Annotated in this window: 9 protein-coding genes; all 9 read right to left on the bottom strand. The window is 72.7% G+C overall.

Going from position 1 to position 15,873, the window contains the following annotated elements:
- Positions 1–84: 84 nt before the first annotated feature.
- The 9 genes from ACIOMQ_RS30630 to ACIOMQ_RS30590 all read right to left on the bottom strand — a co-directional run bounded on the left by ACIOMQ_RS30630 (position 85) and on the right by ACIOMQ_RS30590 (position 15,861).
- Positions 85–288: an acyl-CoA carboxylase subunit epsilon gene (locus tag ACIOMQ_RS30630; RefSeq protein WP_362203972.1), complete on the bottom strand. Its 204-nt coding sequence runs from the start codon at positions 286–288 to the stop codon at positions 85–87.
- Between the two features lie 66 nt (positions 289–354).
- The gene (locus tag ACIOMQ_RS30625; protein ID WP_362203969.1) at positions 355–1,938 is read right to left on the bottom strand and encodes an acyl-CoA carboxylase subunit beta; all 1,584 of its coding nucleotides are present in this window, start codon (positions 1,936–1,938) and stop codon (positions 355–357) included.
- 153 nt (positions 1,939–2,091) lie between these two features.
- The gene (locus tag ACIOMQ_RS30620; protein ID WP_362203966.1) at positions 2,092–3,327 is read right to left on the bottom strand and encodes a carbohydrate ABC transporter substrate-binding protein; all 1,236 of its coding nucleotides are present in this window, start codon (positions 3,325–3,327) and stop codon (positions 2,092–2,094) included.
- On the bottom strand, positions 3,324–4,343 hold the full coding sequence (locus ACIOMQ_RS30615; RefSeq protein WP_402191212.1) for a hypothetical protein: 1,020 nt from the start codon (positions 4,341–4,343) through the stop codon (positions 3,324–3,326). The genes ACIOMQ_RS30620 and ACIOMQ_RS30615 overlap by 4 nt, the downstream gene beginning before the upstream one ends.
- Complete coding sequence (locus tag ACIOMQ_RS30610) at positions 4,343–5,749, bottom strand: hypothetical protein (RefSeq protein WP_402191209.1); 1,407 nt, start codon at positions 5,747–5,749, stop codon at positions 4,343–4,345. The genes ACIOMQ_RS30615 and ACIOMQ_RS30610 overlap by 1 nt, the downstream gene beginning before the upstream one ends.
- Positions 5,750–5,785: 36 nt before the next feature.
- On the bottom strand, positions 5,786–8,083 hold the full coding sequence (locus ACIOMQ_RS30605) for a tetratricopeptide repeat protein (protein ID WP_362203957.1): 2,298 nt from the start codon (positions 8,081–8,083) through the stop codon (positions 5,786–5,788).
- A complete protein-coding gene (locus ACIOMQ_RS30600; protein ID WP_402191207.1) occupies positions 8,080–9,471 on the bottom strand; it encodes a serine protease in 1,392 nt (463 codons plus the stop codon). Before ACIOMQ_RS30600 ends, ACIOMQ_RS30605 begins: the two co-directional genes overlap by 4 nt.
- Positions 9,472–9,539: 68 nt before the next feature.
- Positions 9,540–11,885, bottom strand: a complete 2,346-nt coding sequence (locus ACIOMQ_RS30595) for a polysaccharide lyase 8 family protein (protein ID WP_401942170.1) — start codon at positions 11,883–11,885, stop codon at positions 9,540–9,542.
- A 103-nt stretch (positions 11,886–11,988) separates the two neighbouring features.
- The gene (locus ACIOMQ_RS30590) at positions 11,989–15,861 is read right to left on the bottom strand and encodes an endo-alpha-N-acetylgalactosaminidase family protein (RefSeq protein ID WP_402191205.1); all 3,873 of its coding nucleotides are present in this window, start codon (positions 15,859–15,861) and stop codon (positions 11,989–11,991) included.
- Between the last annotated feature and the right edge of the window lie 12 nt (positions 15,862–15,873).

Below are 15,873 nucleotides of genomic sequence, written 5' to 3'. Positions count from 1 at the left end.
GTGCTGCGAGGCCTCCGGGCCGCGCAGCGCGTGAGGCCCCGCACTCCAGGAGGAGTGCGGGGCCTCACGCGCTGCGGGTGTCTGTCAGCCCTGCCAGGAGTGCGGGGCGCGGAAGCCCGGGGTGCGTTCCAGGCGGCGCCAGCCTGCGGTGCTGCGGCCGCGGTGGGCGGGGGTCGCGGCGGGCTGTGCGGCTGCGCGGGCGAGCAGGACCGCGGTTATCGCGGCCAGCTCCTCGGGGTCGGCAAGACCCTTCTCGACACGCAGCACGGACTCGGTGGCAGTGCTCATGGGTGGTTTCTCCGTCTTCTCGGCAGGTCTTCGCGGGTCCGGCAGGGGCGCTGGGAGAGCCGCGGACTACTGCGGGGGGTTGCCGTGCTTGCGGGACGGCAGGTCGGCGTGCTTGGAGCGGAGCATGGCGAGCGAGGCGATCAGCACCTCGCGGGTCTCGGCGGGGTCGATGACGTCGTCGACCAGGCCGCGCTCCGCGGCGTAGTACGGGTGCATCAGTTCGGCCTTGTACTCCTTGACCATGCGGGTCCGCATGGCCTCCGGGTCCTCGGCGTCGGCGATCTGTCGACGGAAGATGACGTTCGCGGCGCCTTCGGCGCCCATCACCGCGATCTCGTTGGTCGGCCAGGCGTACGTCAGATCCGCACCGATGGACTGGCTGTCCATCACGATGTACGCACCGCCGTACGCCTTGCGCAGGATCAACGAGATCCTCGGCACGGTGGCGTTGCAGTACGCGTAGAGCAGCTTCGCACCGTGCCTGATGATTCCACCGTGCTCCTGGTCGACCCCGGGCAGAAAGCCGGGTACGTCCAAAAGAGTGATGATGGGGATGTTGAATGCATCACACATCTGGACGAACCGGGCCGCCTTCTCCGACGCCTCGATGTCCAGGACACCGGCGAGGGACTGCGGCTGGTTGGCGACGATGCCGACGACCTGGCCGTCCATCCGGGCCAGGGCGCAGATGATGTTGCGGGCCCAGCGCTCGTGGATCTCCAGGTAGTCGCCGTCGTCGACGAGCTCCTCGATGACCTTGTGCATGTCGTACGGGCGGTTGCCGTCGGCCGGCACCAGGTCCAGCAGGACGTCGCCGCGCCGGTCGGCCGGGTCGTCGCTCGCCACGGTGGGCGGGTTCTCCCGGTTGTTGGACGGCAGCATCCCGATCAGGTAGCGGACCTCGGCGATGCAGGTCTCCTCGTCGTCGTACGCGAAGTGCGCGACGCCCGAGGTCTCGGCGTGCACATCGGCGCCGCCGAGGCCGTTCTGGGTGATCTCCTCACCGGTGACCGCCTTCACGACGTCCGGCCCGGTGATGAACATCTGGGAGGTGTCGCGGACCATGAACACGAAGTCGGTGAGCGCCGGGGAGTAGGCCGCGCCGCCCGCGCACGGGCCGAGCATCACGCTGATCTGCGGGATGACACCGGAAGCCCGGGTGTTGCGCTGGAAGATGCCGCCGTATCCGGCGAGCGCGCTGACACCCTCCTGGATGCGGGCGCCCGCGCCGTCGTTCAGCGAGACCAGCGGGGCACCGGCCGAGATGGCCATGTCCATGATCTTGTGGATCTTGGTGGCGTGGGCCTCGCCCAGGGCGCCGCCGAAGATCCGGAAGTCGTGTGCGTAGAGGAAGACCGTACGGCCGTCGACCGTGCCCCAGCCGGTGATGACACCGTCGGTGTACGGCTTCTTCGCCTCCAGGCCGAATCCGGTCGCCCGGTGCCGGCGCAGCTGCTCGACCTCCTTGAACGACCCCGGATCGACCAGAAGCTCGATGCGCTCACGCGCCGTCAGCTTGCCCTTGGCGTGCTGCGCCTCGGTCGCCCGGTCACTCGGTCCGCGGCGGGCCTGCTCGCGCAGTGCCAGCAGTTCGGCCACACGGCCACGGGTGTCACTCGGCTCGCCCGGGGTTTCGTCCACAACGGTCATGTACCGACCCTACGAAGCCCGGCAAGTAAATCCTGCCGTCGACTCCGTACAGTCTCCTGACCCGTTTCCTGGTGGAGCCTGACAGAAGTTCGGCTCCATGCAGTCGAAGTACCAGCCCCCGTGGGTCCGTCTTTGTGCGGGTCCGACAAAGACTCACTGTGGTCTGCTGCACACTCGTGTCAGTCTCGGAGTGTCCTCCGGTTGGGCGTCCTGCACCTTCTGGATGGCCTCCAGACGCTCTCGCACCGGGTCACCGGGGTGAGCGATGGTCAGCAGCACCGCCTCGTAGAACGCGTCCCGCACGGCGGCCGGCATGACGTCGGAGGCGTCCAGGCAGAGCGGAACCCGCTGGTCGGTGAGCCGGCCGCTGATCCGCTTCTCGACCGCTCCGCTCTTGGCGTGCACGGCGGAGTTCGGCGAGAATACCCCGGCCTTGCGGCCCCACTCCTCCTGGGCCTTGCGGGAGGTGAGCCGCCCGAGCAGACCGCGGGCCTGCGCGGACCGGCCGAACAGCGCGGCGAAGTCGGCGGACACCTCGCGGCCCTTCACCGAGGGGCCGCCGGGCAGCAGCCGCGCGGAGTCCGTGAAGGCGGCCCGCTCCTTCAGGTCCCCGTAGAACGAACGGGCGAACGAGCCCTGGTGTTCCAGATCGCAGCCGCCGCCGAAGAGCAGCCCGTGGCCGCCGGGCCGGCCCCGGTGGTCGGAGAGCAGGGCGCGGTCGGCGGCCGCCGGGTCCTGGGCCAGCAGCCCGGCCCACCTGGTCCAGGCGTTGATCACCGGACCGTCCGTCCATGCGATGCGCCCGGTCGCCCACTGCTCGTACAGCACCGGCCCCGCGGTCTGGAGGATCAGGTCCTCGATCCAGTCGCTGCCCGGCCAGCCGGAGGCCCCGTCGTCGCCCATGCCGATGCACCAGGAGGTGAGCGGGGCGGGGGAGGAGGGCGGGGGCCGGTCCTTGCGGTACCAGACGATGCTCTTGAGGTCGGCCTTGAGCGGCACCCACAGATCGTCGGCGATGCCCTGCGCCTCGGGCTGCCAGGGCTTGCCGTACTCCTTCGGCTCGTACAGCCCGCGCAGGGAGCGCAGCCGGTTCTCGGCGGCGTACTCGACGAGTTCCCCGACGCCCGGCAGGATCGCGATGTCGGGCGGATTGCCCGCCTGCACCTCGGCGAGCAGGACTTCCCGGGTGGCGGCGGTGCCCTGGTAGGTGTAGGGGATGCCGAGCCCGTTCAGGACGTCCTTGAACTGCTTCTCCTGGTTGTCGGTCCAGGGGCCGAGGATCGTCACCTTCGGTTCTTCGTCGCTGCCGCCCGGGGCGGCGAGCCCGCAGCCCGCCGCGGTCAGGACCAGGGCCACCAGGAGCAGGACGGCGCGGGCGCGCGGGATCATCCGGCCCTCCAGTAGTCGGCGTTGAGGCGCCTTCCGATACCGACGGCGGGCAGCAGGACGATCAGCGCGCCACCGCCCAGCGCCCCGTAGTAGGTCCAGCTCTGCCAGCCCTGGGCGGCCAGATGGGCGCGCACGTCCGTCGACTCGTCGGTGACGTACTGCTGGGACCCGGCCAGGTCGTGCGGGCCCTGGGCCCGCTGTTCGATCTCGACGAGCCCGGTGTGGGCCGTGTTCAGCCGGTGCTGGGTGTTCGCGGTCGCCCACAGCGGGAACACCGCCAGCGCCACCGTGGCCAGCAGCGTGATCAGCAGCCAGGGATCGAAACTGCGCCCGCAGCGGCGGCGCAGTACCCGCAGCGCGGACAGAGTGGTCAGGGCCATCACCAGCAGGGCGAGTTCGGCGATCGCCCAGCCGGTCCGCTGGAGGGCGCCGAGGGAGCTGACGTTGTCGATCCGCTCCATCTGGTGCCTCTGGAGGACGTCGAGGCGGGGCACCACACCGGTGCCGTCGCGGCTGAGGATCGTCCTGGCCTCGGCGAATTTCTCGCGCTGCATCCGGTCGTCCGACACGTACTTGACCGCGCCGGGGGTGATGGAGCTGCTGTACGAGGTCAGCAGGCCGTTGACGGTTTCCAGCACCCCGCGGCCGCGGTCCCCGTCGATCTGTACGTCGTTGAGCCGGGAGAGGCCCTGGGCGGCGGCGGAGAGCTGGTTCTCGTAGCGCGCACCGGCCCCGACCACGTTGTCGATGTCCTGGTCGACGGAGTGCTGGGCCTCCCGGTGGGCGCGCAGCAGGGCGAGCTGGGTGGCGGCCACCCCCTGTACGGCGGGCGCGCCGCGGGTGCGCATCTCGCCCGCCGAGATCTGCACTTCGCGGTACGAGACGAGCAGGACGCTCGCCGAGAGCAGGGCGGCCGCGAGCAGGGCGGTCAGATGCCGTTCCAGGAGCCGCCGGGTCCGTGAGCCGCCGGACCGGCGGGGCCGCTGCGCCCCGGTCCACCGGGCCGGTCCGGGCATCACAGCCGCCTCCCGCAGGCGATGCAGAACCGGGCGGCGTGGCCGGCCGGGTGCTCGCACCCCGGGCAGCGGGCCGTCGGCCCGGCCGGGCCCTCGGGCGGCTCCACCCGGTGGGCGGAGGCGATGCTCAGCCGCCCCCGGCGGACGGTGCCCCGGTCGACGGTCGGCCCGATCCTGACCCGCCCCTCCCGCTCGTCGACGATCTCGGCGACGTTGCGGACCTCGGCCGGGACCCAGGTGGCGCCGATCCCGGCGGCCAGCCGCACCGCGCGTCCGAACTGCTTCTCGGCCTCCCCGTGCCGCTCCCGGTCGAGGGCGTCGTACGCGCGCCTGAGGGCGGTCCGTATCTCGGTGGAGGCGTTCATGGCGTGGACGCTCCGGTCCGCGCCGCCGGAGTGGTCCGCCGTGGCCGCGGCGGCTCCCGCGGGCAGCCAGCGGATCACGACCGGTTCGGTGAGGTCGCCGACGGTGACGGTCGCGAGCTGGAGCGGCACCCCGAGGGGATCGTTGCCCGCGTCCACCCGGAGGGAGAGCAGGTAGTCGCGGGTCTCCGGCTTCCACTGGCGGGTGAGGAACTCCAGTCGGCGCGGATCGTCCCCGTCGCCGGCCGGGTCGAGCCGCTGCTGGCGGGGGGCGGTCTCGGTGAGGGTCACCTGGCGGACCGCCGGACGTACCGTGACCGTGAGGGCAAGCGCGGGGCTGCGGATCCGGCGCAGTCGCCCGACGGCCGCGGCAATGGCCGGGGCGAACGCGTCGGGCGCGTACGCGGCGTCGCCGTGCAGCCGCTCGGCGACGGCGATCAGCGGAGCCGGGTCCCAGGACTCGCCCACGGCCAGCACGTCCGCGGTGAACTCTCCGCCGCAGCGGGTGAGTTCGGTGCGCAGCGCGCTGTCCTCGCGGTAGGCGTCGCCGTCCTCGCCGCGACCGCTCCCGTCGGTGATCAGCACCAGATGCCGTACGGGGAGCGCGCTGTCGGCGAACAGTTCGCGCGCCCCGGCCAGCCAGCGGGCGTATCCGGCGGGACGGCGCACGGCGGGGGCCGCGGCGATCCGGCCGACGCTGAACGCGGCACGGCGCCGGTCGTCCGTATCGGCGACCGCCCAGCGGCCGTGCAGGGGGTAGCACCGGGAGGCTTCGCCGTCCAGCACCGTGTAGGAGATCCCGTCGGGCAGCGCGCCCACCGCTTCGGCCAGCGCGGCGACGGCCGCGGCACGGCGCGACGCGGCGACGTCCACCGCGATGACGAGGGCGAGTTCGGCGGCGGGAATGGCGTCCCGGGGGCCGACGGCGACCGCCTCGATCCGCACATGGGCTTCGATCCGGACGTCGCGGCCCGGCGGGTGCCTCTCGGGGACCTCGACGAGCAGACCGGGTTCGAGGCCGGGCGAGGGAGCGGTGCGGCCCATTCAACTGCCTCCAGGGGTGCGGCGTCGGGTTCGGGGTCAGAAGCGGGTCTGCGGGCGGACCGCGTGCGAGAGGTCGATCAGCCGCTCGTACTCCGCGGGTTTCTGGCGCTGCCGGGCCAGCCAGCGGTAGCACTGCTCCAGCTCCTCGCGTACGGCCCGCTCCCCGGGGACCGGCGGCGGGGGCACCCCCTGCCGCCGTCGGCCGCGCCGCGGGCCGGGGGCGGCGGCCCGGACGACGTCGAGCTTCCACTCGAACAGCTCGGTGCGCAGCAGCCGTGCCGCTTCGTCGCCCGACACCGCGGACGCCGGGTCCGGGCCGCCCTCGCGGAGCGGGACCGCGGCGAGACTGGCGTCGATCGCCCGCGGCTCGGGCAGCGGCCGCTCCCCCGTCGCGAGCCGCGCCGCGCGGATGCGCAGCGCGGCCACGCGGGCGACGGCGTGGTCCCGCGACTCGTCGGGCACCCGGTCCAGGACGCCGGCCGCCGCTTCCCGGTCGCCGCGCGCCAGGGCCAGCCTGGCCAGCCCCAGCGCGGCGCCGACGTGCGAGGGGTTGCGGGCGTGCACGGCCCGGAATAGTTCGTACGCCGACGGGGCCGTCCCGGCCGGGAGGTCCGGGCCGAGCTGTTCCGCGACGTACGCGAGCGCCAGCTTCGCCGCGTACTCGCCGGGCAGCGCCCGGTGGACGGCCGCGAAATGCTCCAGGGCGGCCTCCAGCATCTGCCGCCGGTCGTCCAGCACATCGGCGCTGCGCAGCGCGACGAGTCCCCGGTGCCAGCGCAGCCGCCACTGCCGCACCGGGCCGGGCCCCGGGATGCCGTTCGCCTCCTGCACCTGTTCGCGCGCCCCGGCCAGTGCGTCCGCGTCCTCCTGGCCGAGCAGCAGCCGGGCGTTGTGCAGGCAGATCTCCACCGACCGCTCGCCCTCGGCGGGCTGGGTCAGCGGCCGGCCGGGGTCGTAGCTGCTGACCAGGAACCGGGCGGCCGCCGGGTCCCCCGGGTAGGGCCTCGGCACCGGCAGCCGCCGGGCGATCTCGGTGGGGGTGGGCAGCCCGGAGTCCAGGGCCGGGGCGTCGGGCGTTTCGTGGCGGCGGTAGAGGGGGCGGCGCAGCCAGTGCGTGTAGTCGGGTACGGAGCCCAGCCGGGCGCCGAGCAGTTCGGTGGACGGGGTGAAGTAGGCGGAGGGCTCGGGCTGGTCCCGTTTCCCGCGCAGCGCCCGGATCTCGCGCAGCACGCCGCGGAGCTGGCCGGCCATCTCCTCGGCGGTGCCGAAGCGCCGTTCCGGGTCGCGGGCCGTGGCGCGCTCCACCACCAGCCGGAAGGAGCTGATGCCGAGGCCGGGCACGTCGTCGCCGACCGCCCAGCCCGCGAGTTCGGCCAGGGTCGCCCCGACGGTGTGGATGTCGTGGGCGACGGTCAGCGGTCTGCCGCTGTCCGTCTCGGGCGCCGCGAATCCGGGGGTGATCACGGGGGGCGGTTCGGTGGCCCCGCTCTTGCGCACCCCGCCGAGGTCGATGACCTTGATGCCGTCGTGCCGGTGGACCACGTTGGACGGCTTCATGTCCCCGTACAGGAATCCCATGCCGTGCAGATGGGCGAGGGCTTCGAGGATCTGGCAGCCGTAGGTGACGACGTGTTCGATGTCGAGGACGAAGGTGCCCTGCCGGGTCGATTCGACGATCGCGGAGAGCGTGCGGTCGCCGACGTCGTCCATCACGATGTAGCCGCCGGAGACCGTGCCGTCCTCTCCGCGGGTGCTGATGAAGTCCCGGATGCGGACGATGCGTTCGTGGCGGATGGCGACGAGGCTGCGGCGCTCCTCGTCGGCCTGGGCGGCGCCCCGTTCCGCGTAGCGGTTGAGGAGTCCCTTCACGGCGACGTACTCCTCCAGGTGGGTGTCCTCGGCGAGGTAGACCCAGCCCTGGCCGCCGTGGGCGATGGGGCCGCGGATGCGGTACTGGTCCTGGAGCAGCGGCCCGTCCTCGGTGAGTTCGGGCCGGTAGGCGTACGGGGCGCCGCACTTGGGGCAGTGGCCGGTGTCCGGGGGCGGGGCGGCGGTGTACGGGGCGATGAAGTAGGTGGCGCAGGACTTGGCCGAGCAGCTCATCAGGACGTGTGCCTGCGAGGTGGCGGCGTCCAGCCGCCGGTCGGGGCCGCTCGGTTCGAGCGGGGGCAGTTCCAGCAGGCCGCCGGGGCCGTACTTCTCGGGTGCGGTGGGCAGCGGCGGGAGTCCGGGGCCGTTCCTGGAGCGGCCGCAGGTGTCGCAGTAGCCGGTGGACTGCACGGCGCCGCCGCAGGGGGCTCCGGTGAACCGGCGGTGCGGGCAGTCGGTCCTCATCGGCGCTCCGTCCGTCCCCGGTCGGTGCGCGGTCCCGGGACGTCCGCCCGGCCGGCTCCGGCGTGCCGGTCCAGGTCCGCCTCCAGCTCGCGCAACAGGACGCGCAGGGAGGCGAGTTGCTCCCTCGGGTCGGCGAGCGCCCGCAGCCGCTCCAGCTGCCGGTGGCGGCGGGCCGATGCGACCCGGGGCAGCGGGGCCAGCGAGGCGGATTCCACCATGCCGTTCAGCACGGCCCAGTTCCGCTCGATGGATTCGACGCGGCCGAGGAGCGCGGTCGCGCGTTCGTCGAGGGCCGGTACGAGCAGGTGCCGCGCCACCTCGGTCACACCGTCGCCGGATGCGTCCCTGACGACGACCAGCAGCCGGAAGCCGAGCGTCCGCACCCGGGCGAGTAACGGGACCAGTTGGCGCGGCCGGCGGTCCTCGTCGAGTCCGATCACGGCGAGCGTGGGCCCGGCGGCCCCGGGCAGCGGGCCCGCCGTCCGGTCCGGCGGGGTGCCGCCGTCCAGCAGCCAGTCGCGGTAGGCGCGGAGCTGGTGGCGCGGCGGGCGCAGCCGCGCCACCAGCTCGTCGACGAACTCCTCGGGCGTGGTGCGGCCGCCCCGGTAGACGAGGTGGGCGCGGTACAGCTGGTGGCGCAGGGTCCGCTCGCGGCCGCCGCCGCACGGCACGACGCTGAAGCGCACCGCGGGCTGCTCACCGCCGGCGAACCACTCCCTCAGCCGTCGGGCGAGGCCGTGGTCCCAGCCGTCCGGTCCGCTCAACTCCGCGACGAGCGGGACGAGTTCGGCGATACGGTCGATCGAGACCATGTACGAGAACGCCAGGTCGTTCTCGCGGGGCACCCCCAGGTCCAGGTCGCCGCGCCAGCTGACCACCATGCCCACGACCCGCTCCGGCCGCCCCTCCCCGTCACCGCGCACCTGCACGGCGGCACCGCTGAACCCCGGCCGCACCACCTGTTCGTTGCGCCGGGCGTCGAGCTGGATCCACCCGCCGTGCGCCCCGCTGATCCGGCCGCCCAGCCACATGCCGTCGGCGAAGCTCCGCGCGTACCCGCCGATCCACACCTCGCCGTTGCGCTCCAGGCTCCGGTCGAGCGTCGCGGGGGTGGCCTGCGGGCGCGGGCTGTCCAGGGCGAGTACGGCGATGTCCTCGCGGGTCGCGCCGAGGCCGGGCAGCCAGCCGTCCTCGGCGACCCGTGCCCCGACCCCTGCGATGCCGGGGTTCTCGGCGAACTCCACCCATATCCGGGCGTCCGGCTCACCGACGACATGGGCGCAGGTCAGCGCCCGGTCCTGGGTGAGCAGCACTCCGGCGCCGCACACCGGCCCGTGCGGCTCGCCGCGACGCAGCCGGAGCCGCCAGTCCGCCTTCAACTCCCCCATAGCACATGAGGGTACGCGCGCAACCGGCACCGCTCCCAGTCCCCGGACATACTCCGGTCACCCGGTGTCTACCGGACGTCACACCGCAGGGTGCGTCCCTCCGTCCCCGGTTCGATCCTGAGCACCAGGCGCCGCCCGGTGGCGCGCACCTCGATGCCCGGGTCGGCCGAGACGACGGTGTGCACCGGCCGCTCCCAGACGACGTCCACCGGCGCACCCGTCCGGTCGGGGCCGCTGACGCACACCGTGCTCGTACGCCGCCCCTCCCGTACGAGCACGCTCGCCGCGGCCGTGGCGGAGAGCGGACCGGCCGCGCCCGGCTGCCAGAAGTTGGCGGCGGTCACCCCCAGCGAGCGGACGGCGACCGCCTGCGCGGCGCCGGTGTTGGCGAGCACGGTCAGCCACTGCCGGTCGGCGGCGCGGGCGGTGACGGTGCGGCGGGAGGCGCCGGGCATCAGCAGGTAGACGTAGCCGGCGTCGACCGGGTCGGTGCCGTGGTCGAGCCAGAGGGTCTGGTAGCGGCGGGTCCGGCGCTCGGTGGAGCTGGTGGTGTTGATGTCGGACCAGGCGCCGGTGCGGTCCTCGCGCAGGGTGCGCAGGTCGGCTCCGCCGGGGAAGACCCAGCCGCCGTGGCCCTCCAGGTGGGCCCAGCGGGGGGCGGTACGGTCGTCGACGGTGAACGGGTCCGTGCCGCCCTCACCGAGCATGCGGTTGTCGACGATCGTCTCGACCGGGACCTGGTCGGTGCTGGTGATGCCGGAGCCGAGGCAGATGACCGTGTCGGCGACGCAGAACCACGACTTGCGGGCGCCCAGGGTCGACCCGAGGCCCTTGAGGTGCTGGCCCACCGCACCGAATTCGCCGTCCGTGGCGCCGCCGACCCATTTCACCGCGGGCTTGGACGCACCCCATTCGCCGCCCGCCCGGTCGGCGAGCCGCTTGGTGGACACGGTCGTTCCGGGCAGCCGGTAGGGGTCGACGGTGGGCCAGAACCAGTCGGTGTACTGGTCGTTCTCCTTCTCGCCCGGCCACCAGTAGAGCATTCCGGCGCCGGTGTGCCAGCCGCGCGGATTCTCGCCGTTGCCGCACTCGTAGTACGAGATCCGCTCCGAGGCCATGGAGATGCCCGCGGCCCAGTCCGGGCGCCGGTGCACGGCGCGGGCCATGCCGGCGAAGAGGTGGTGGCCCACCCGCTCGGGCGCAGCCGGCACGGCGGTGGCCTGGACGGCGTGCAGCCGGGCGAGGTCCGCGATGCCGAACTGGCGGGCGGTGAGGATGGGGCTGGTCCGGTCACGGGCGATCCAGCCCTTGACCATGCCGTGCCACCGGTCGCGCTCGGCCGCCGAGGCGCCCGCGGCGAGGAGGGCGATCCCGGCGATGATGCCCTGCCCGTGGAAGTGGTCGCCGCGCATCACCTTCAGGTCGTCGTTCTTCAGGTAACCGCGGCTGATGGCACGGCCGTTGACGCTGTCCATGACCAGACCGTTGTAGATCAGCGGCGCGTAGGCGCGCTCGACGCTGTCCAGGATGATCTGCCGGCCGGGGTCGGTGACGGCCCAGGTGGATCCGGCGAGCAGCGCGAAGAGGCGGCCGAGGCCGTCGAGCATGACCTGCCCGTAGGTGCCGGAGTAGGCGATGGTGGTGTGCTGGATGAAGGACCCGTCCGCGTACAGGCCGTCTCCCCCGGTGACGTACGGGAAGACGGGGGACAGCGCGTCCCTGGCCAGGGCGATCTTCGCGGGCGCACGGCCCAGGACGCCGCGCAGGGCGACGGAGCGGCAGAGGTCGACGCGGTTGGCGCCGGTGGAGGTGCCGCTGTAGTCGTGGAGCACCGAGTCGGGGATGAAGTGGTCGACGGCGGCGCAGGCGGCCTCGACGCGGGCCGTGCCCAGCTGCCCGTACAGGGCGGACGTGATGTCCATGAGGAGGCGCGGGCTGCCGATCTGCCACTCCCACCAGTTGCCGTACGGGGTGACGGAGGCGTGGTAGGCGTGCGCGGCGAGGTGGTCGTAGCCGCGGAGGATGTCGGCGAGGAGGGCCGCGTCGCCGGTCGATCCGGTGCCGTCCTGGGCGTACGCCTGGGTCATCGTCCACAGCCGGCTGTAGCTCTGGGTGATGCCGGACGGTGGGTCGAAGGTGGTGCCGGGCCACAACGAGTCGGCGGCCGGGCTCATCGTGTCCCGGAATCCGCGGGCGAGCGTGCCGGTCTCGGCGAGGCGGGAGGCGAAGGGTTCGGCGGTCGCGTCGAAGCCGGCGCCGAGCGTGATGTCGGCCCAGCGCAGCCGGAGCACGTCGAATTCGTCGGCCCCGGCGGCGGTCGCGGCCGTCGCGGAGGCCGGGAGGGAGATCGCCAGTGCGGTGGCGGTCGAGAGGGCGAGCAGAGTGCGGCGTGAGATTCCGGACGGGTTCGGCATGTGCGGCTCCAGGCTCCAGGTCGTCAGGGGGTGGACGTCGTCGGGGAAAAAGGGAGGGCGGGGCGGGTGCTCGCCATGCGCACCCACCCCGCATCCTGCGGTCTCAGCCACCGCAGTGGAAGCGTGCGTCACCCCAGTCCGCGTGGTCGTTTCCGTTGCCGTCGCCACCGTCGCCGACGACCAGTTCGACGTACTTGGCGCCGGTGGTGTCCGCCGTGAGCGACCAGGCGCTGTCGGCCGCCTTCAGGACCGGCGACTTCACCTTCTCGGTGCCGTCGGCCGTGACGCTGAACTGCACGCTGCCGCGTGAGGTCTGTACGTCGTCCACGCCGACCTGGGCGGTGAAGGAGGTGCACTTGCCGCCCAGGTAGTAGCGGACCTTCGCCGGGGCGTGGCTGCCGAGGCCCTTGGTGTAGACGGTGCCGCCGATCTTCAGCGGGGTGCCGTCGCCACTGCCCTGCTCACCGTTGGAGAGATCCCGCTCGACGGGGCCCCAGCCGTTCTCGGAGGCCGTCCAGTCGAGGTCGCTGGCCCAGCTGTCCGTGGTGGGCGGCGGCGGCAGGGTCCGTACGGAGGTCTGCGCGCCGAGCGTGCGCCGTTCGCCGCCGACGGTGTACGTCGCCTGCGAACTCAGGCTGTATGCCTGGTACTTGGCGTCGACGGGCGGGGTGACCAGCCAGCTGCCGGTGGCCTCGGCGCCCGCCGCGACCGAGTCGAAGGCGACGGCGCCGGCGGGCTTTGCCTTCCAGCCCTCGGGGACGGTCAGGCTCAGCGCGACACCGGTCGCCGCGGTGGCCTCGTAGTTGGTGAAGCTCGCCTTGACGGTGTTGGCCGTGCCCGGCTCCAGGGTCTCGGCGACCGGGTCGATGCCGAGCGTGCCGCAGGCGGCGATCTCACCGGCCGGGGCCGGGCCGAGGTCGGTCACGGTGAAGGAGTCGAGGACGAAGTCGGCGCCGTCGGGTGCGTCGCCGCGCTTGCGCAGCCCGGTCCAGGTGTCGCCGCAGCCCGCGGTGACGGTCTCGGTGAAGTGGCCGGTGGTGCGCTGCTGTCCGACGGGGGTGGTCCGGGTCTCGACCGAGTCGGGCTTGCCGTCGGCGGTGATCCGGTCGTAGCCGTCGACCCACTCGTAGGCGCCGGCGTGGCTGGACTGGTAGTCGTACTCGACCTTGTAGCGGTGGCCGTCGGCCATCGGCACGGTCCAGGGAGCGGTGCGGTAGACGAGCCCGGCGTTCTCCTCGTGGGCCTTGAGGGACTCCTTGCCACCGATCACGTCGTCGATCAGCTTTCCGTTCCACCCGGCCTGGGTGTACGGGGCGTGCAGCTGGGAGATGACGGTCCGGGGGTCGGTGGAGCCGCCCGCGTCGCCCTTGAGGAAGGGGCCCCAGCCCTGGTCGACGTCCTCGAAGTCCTCGTGCACGACGGTGTTCTTCTCGACCGCCGGGGCGTTGGCGACGATGCGTACGTCGTCGGCCCGTACGCTCGCCGCACTGCCCCCGGCCGCTTCGATGCGGAACGTGGTGCGGCCGTTCGCGGGGGCGGTGAAGTTCACCTTGGCGCGCTGGAAGTACGTGCCGTGCCAGTCGGAAGCGGCGACGTAGTCCTCGGCGGTGGAGCGGTCCACGGCGACGGACCGTCCGCCGATCGAGAGCGTGGTGTGCCGGGTCTTTCCGGGCTGGACCTCGATCAGCGCGGAGGCGGTGTAGCGCTTGCCGGGGGTCAGGCCGTCGACGCGCTGCGACAGTGCCGCCGTGCCGGTGCCGGAGAGCCTGGCGCTGTTGCGGCCCTGTCCGTCGGTGTCGCGGGCGACGGTTCCGGTCTTCGACCAGGCGTCGAGCCCGTCGTCGTTGAAGCCGGGGTCGCCGACCGGGGTGCCCTCGCCCCACCGGGGGTCGGCGGCCTTCGGCGCGTGGTCCGGGTAGAGGACGTACGGCTGTCCGGCGGTGGCCGTCAGCGTGATCCTCCCGTCGACGGGCTTGACCGTGCCGGTCTTCACCCGGCCGTTGTCCGTGAGCTTGTAGACGGTGTACGCGCCCTTGGAGGGCACCGCCCAGCTGCTCGTGCCGCCGGACTTGCTGTAGTGGTAGAGCTTCTTGCCGCCGTCCCACGGCAGCAGGTAGTCGGTGCCGCTGAGCACCTTGCGGCCGTGTTCGTAGAAGGTCCGCCTGCCGTCCTCGACCGCGCCCCGGACACCGTCGGTGAAGGTGATGTCGTTGCCGTCCCAGCGGGTGATCTTCTGCTGCTGGAGGTACTTCGCGGGCAGGTCGCGCTGCCAGATGTTGTCGTAGAAGGCGTTCCAGTCGGTCTCGTTGGTCCAGCCCTCGAACTCCTCGATGGCGGTCTGGCCGAGGACCGGATCGTTGTTCCAGACGTCCTTCTCGTCGTTGCGGATGAACCGGATGATCTTCGAGTTGAGGCCCTTGTTGGTGGCGCCGCCGTAGTCGAGGTCATTGGCCCAGTGCGACCAGAGCGAGCCTCGCTCGAACTTGTCCGCCCACTCGGTGCCGACGTTCCAGCCCTGCTTCTGCACGGCCTGGAGGGTCTTGTCCGCGATCCAGCCGTGCGTGTAGTACACGTCGATGTAGAGCAGGCTGAGGTTGCGGTCGGTCTCGTCGCGCAGTTGCTGGAAGCGCTTGGCCAGGTCACCGCTGTTGATGTCGCGGCGCTGGTCGATGTAGTAGCTCTGGCCGAGCCAGTTCCAGCCGGGCTTGGTCTTGTCGACGAGCTTCTCGTCGAAGGCCCCGGCGTCCGGGTACGCCTCGGTGGCGTTGACGTGGACGCCGAAGGTGGCGCCCCACTTCTTGCCGTCCTTGAGGAGCGCGTTGAGGTCCTTCAGGCCACCGGCGCGCTGGTTGTAGTTGCCGCCGTAGTCGGGATGGGCGGAGTCGTGGCCCTCGGAGGCGTACCCCTTGAGGAGCGCCATCTGCCCGAGGCCGTCGGTGGCGAGCGAGATCCGCTTGACGTCGTCCAGCGTGCGCAGGAAGGGATGGGTGGCCTGGCTGGCGAAGTTGAACGGGATGTGGGTGATGACCCGGTCCGGGGTGTCCTCGCTGCCGGGCGCCTTGACGCCGATGGAGCGGAACGCGACGGCGCCGTCCTGCCAGTCGACTCTCCTGTCGCCGTTGGCGTCGGGGGTGACGACGACCTTCGCCCAGGGGAGGCCGTCCCCGCTCTCCGGCTTCGGCGCGCCCTCGCCGCGGTAGGTCCACTGCCCGGACCAGACGCCGACCCGGACGCTGCCGTCGTCGGCCTTGCGGGCCTGGTGCCAGAACCGGGCGTCGTCGCCGCCGGTGGCGCCGGCGGGCTTGTCGTACGAGGAGTTGGACTCGACGGCGGCGGCGAGGGAGCCGGTGTTGACGATCGCGTACGAGGCACCGACCGGTGCCTGGTCGGCGGCGGTGTCCGGGGTGACCGCGGCGAAGACGTCGGCGGTCTTCGTCGAGTCGTTGTCCAGCCGTGTGAAGGCGGTGGCGCCACCGGTGTCCGTGGAGCCGACGGAGACCAGGTCGTGGCCGGGGATGTCGATGGTGCCGACGCGGAACGCCTCGGTGTCGCGGACGGCCGTCACCTTGAAGGTGGTGGCGCGGCCGGAGACGGAGAGCGAGGCGTCGATCTCGATGCCGGGCAGGTCAGTGAAGGTCAGCGTGTAGCGGGCGGTCGTGGCGGTGACCCGGGGGGCGCCCTTGAGCTTCACGGGGTGCGCGGTGCCGTTGAGGGTGACGGCGGTGACCGGCTGCGTACTGCCGAGCAGCCGGCTGCCACTGGCCCTGTCGGTGTACGCCAGAACGCGCGGGAAGTCGTCGGCGACGGCGACCGAGAGCTGTGCGGACCGGATGACGGTGGCGTCCGCGGGCACGGCCGACTCGACTGCGGCGGGAGCGGGAGCGGCGGCTGTGGCGGGGAGCGCGGTCCCCACCAGCGCCAGGACGGCGGCTGAGGCGGCGGCGACAGCGCCCGCCGAAGTGAATCTTCGCGACATGTGCTCTGAGTA

Origin of the sequence: Streptomyces sp. NPDC087845 (assembly GCF_044742755.1) — a bacterium.
Lineage (GTDB): Bacteria > Actinomycetota > Actinomycetes > Streptomycetales > Streptomycetaceae > Streptomyces.
This window is presented reverse-complemented; position numbering and strand designations above follow the sequence as displayed.

Bases quoted from the DNA above. Each gene is read 5' to 3' on its own strand.
- ACIOMQ_RS30630 (WP_362203972.1), bottom strand. From the start codon at position 288: ATGAGCACTGCCACCGAGTCCGTGCTGCGTGTCGAGAAGGGTCTTGCC.
- ACIOMQ_RS30625 (WP_362203969.1), bottom strand. From the start codon at position 1,938: ATGACCGTTGTGGACGAAACCCCGGGCGAGCCGAGTGACACCCGTGGC.
- ACIOMQ_RS30620 (WP_362203966.1), bottom strand. From the start codon at position 3,327: ATGATCCCGCGCGCCCGCGCCGTCCTGCTCCTGGTGGCCCTGGTCCTG.
- ACIOMQ_RS30615 (WP_402191212.1), bottom strand. From the start codon at position 4,343: ATGCCCGGACCGGCCCGGTGGACCGGGGCGCAGCGGCCCCGCCGGTCC.
- ACIOMQ_RS30610 (WP_402191209.1), bottom strand. From the start codon at position 5,749: ATGGGCCGCACCGCTCCCTCGCCCGGCCTCGAACCCGGTCTGCTCGTC.
- ACIOMQ_RS30605 (WP_362203957.1), bottom strand. From the start codon at position 8,083: ATGAGGACCGACTGCCCGCACCGCCGGTTCACCGGAGCCCCCTGCGGC.
- ACIOMQ_RS30600 (WP_402191207.1), bottom strand. From the start codon at position 9,471: ATGGGGGAGTTGAAGGCGGACTGGCGGCTCCGGCTGCGTCGCGGCGAG.
- ACIOMQ_RS30595 (WP_401942170.1), bottom strand. From the start codon at position 11,885: ATGCCGAACCCGTCCGGAATCTCACGCCGCACTCTGCTCGCCCTCTCG.
- ACIOMQ_RS30590 (WP_402191205.1), bottom strand. From the start codon at position 15,861: ATGTCGCGAAGATTCACTTCGGCGGGCGCTGTCGCCGCCGCCTCAGCC.